Origin of the sequence: Halomonas sp. 3A7M (genome assembly GCF_014897875.1) — a bacterium.
In the GTDB taxonomy this organism is placed as follows: Bacteria; Pseudomonadota; Gammaproteobacteria; order Pseudomonadales; family Halomonadaceae; genus Vreelandella.
Genome location: NZ_JABUZD010000009.1, coordinates 1 through 1,870, shown reverse-complemented (window position 1 = coordinate 1,870; position 1,870 = coordinate 1). Strand labels below are relative to the sequence as shown.

Genomic DNA, 1,870 nt, shown 5'->3' with positions numbered 1-1,870 from the left:
TGACGTGAAGTAGGTCAACTACGTCGTAGGATGAACGCTTACATTGGTTCACGCGCCGTTGATCGCGCTTACCCACGACACAGTACCAGCGCGCCTCCTCCTCTTGCCGCCGTTTAATCGCCGCCTGCATCGCTTCTTCTGAGATCGCATAGCGGGTGCGTGACGTACCGTAACTGAACTGAGCGCTGCGTTTTTTGCGTGAACCGTCGGGCATCAACGCATACCAAGCCGCTACCCAGAGTGTTGTCCCAGTGGGACGCTCGTAATGGTAAACGCCCGTTATCGGGTCAGCAGGCCGTTCACGATGACGCGTGACGGAGCGTGCATCCCTAGCAACAACTCCTTCCAGCGGCGGGTGCCCCAAATATCTCTGCCGCGCTGGTCTCGATACGCAAGGCAACGCTCAAAGGTATCGTATTCATTGGCTAAGCGCGGGATCGACTTGGTTTCGGATTTCCTGATGGGCGTGGCACGCGCACCATGGGGTGTTCGTGCATTCCGATTTCGGCCAAGAGCGGACTTTAAGAGGATTCTGATGTAATGTCTCCATCAACCGTAGGCTTGCCTGGCCTTGTTATGTGCATGTCTCTGCCAACCCCACTAGCTCGCCCATCTTAAACTGACGCCCTTTATGAATTACATGAAGGTGAGAGACGTAGCATTGATTTCTGTTTTTTGCCTCTAGAAACAACAAAACGCGCCACATTATCTTGAGAGAAATTCTGGCATCTTCAGCTCCAACCTTTATTGGCACGACGTTTAGGCCAAAACATCGAGTTTTTCCTGAACCTCGATCAACGCAACCCAAAAATTTCTTGTCTCCTGAGCTTTTTCTTGTGGAGTCTTTCTCTTTCATGCCTACGCCTTCTTCTAGCTCAAGCTGCATTTCCCAAAGATGATTATGGGCTAAAAGATCCCTCACAACGAAGATTTCTGTTGTTTCCTCATGAAGAGGAAAGTCTGGGTAAATCCCTTTCAAATACTCTGGAACTGCCAGCCTGTTGAGATCAGATCCTACTGCATTGTTAATATATCGAGTCCGCATAACGTATGACTCAAGGGCGACTACTGAAAGAATACAGATAGAGGCTGCAAAACCGCTTTCATAGTATCCAACTTGAAAACCTGACGAACTGCCTTTTTCGTGCTTATCCAGTCTTTCTAGCAGAGCGCTGATAGCTTCAAAGTACGAACTACCAATAATTGTGACTATTTCACTGTTCAATGTATACCCCTCACTTAACGCTTTGCTCACCGGAAGATTGGGAGCATAACGAGTATTTTTCCACGTGCAGCAACTTGTTATGTGTTTTTGCCATACTTTCTCGCATTCTCTGCACAGTGCTTTTTCACCTCCTTTAGCCACGAATCATACCAGTACCAAGTTTTCGCAACTTGAACTCCATAACTCTTACCTTTTTCCTTTGCTTTTTTTGACTGCCACAGAATAGTATGATGATGTTGTTTGAATTTTATGTAACCCATGCCACCAATAATTCTCACAATCTCACTAGGGAGATATTTTTGTTTTTCCTTTTCTTTTATTAATACATATTCTTTGTTTAATTTTTCTGCTTCTGGGGAGTTTGCTGGAATAAACTCGATTACTTTATCAGCCTGTCCTTTGTGATTAACTGATTTTGGAACATACAAAACCCTATAAGAGTATCTAAGGTCGTTGTATTCTTCCTGAGGAAGATCCAAGTCAAAGCCGTTAATATAAGATGAAATGTTTTGTGGTAAATCAGAGAACTCTTTAAGCTGATTAGCATGTTCTTCTGTAATAGATGAAAACTGTAGAGAAAACGATAGGTGCTTGTCTATACCCTGAATCCGTGAAGCTGGCGCCGATACTTTCCCTATCAACACC

General features: G+C 45.1%; 2 protein-coding genes and 1 pseudogene. All 3 read right to left on the bottom strand.

The window, feature by feature from the left end; translation table 11 throughout:
• A pseudogene (locus INT19_RS00550) lies at positions 1-364 on the bottom strand (hypothetical protein); the annotation flags it as partial.
• Positions 365-574: 210 nt separating this feature from the next.
• The gene (locus INT19_RS00545; RefSeq protein WP_193059304.1) at positions 575-1,366 is read right to left on the bottom strand and encodes a hypothetical protein; all 792 of its coding nucleotides are present in this window, start codon (positions 1,364-1,366) and stop codon (positions 575-577) included.
• Positions 1,303-1,870, bottom strand: a 568-nt coding sequence (locus tag INT19_RS00540) for a hypothetical protein (protein ID WP_226924400.1), incomplete at its 5' end; no start/stop codon positions are given. The genes INT19_RS00545 and INT19_RS00540, both read right to left, overlap by 64 nt.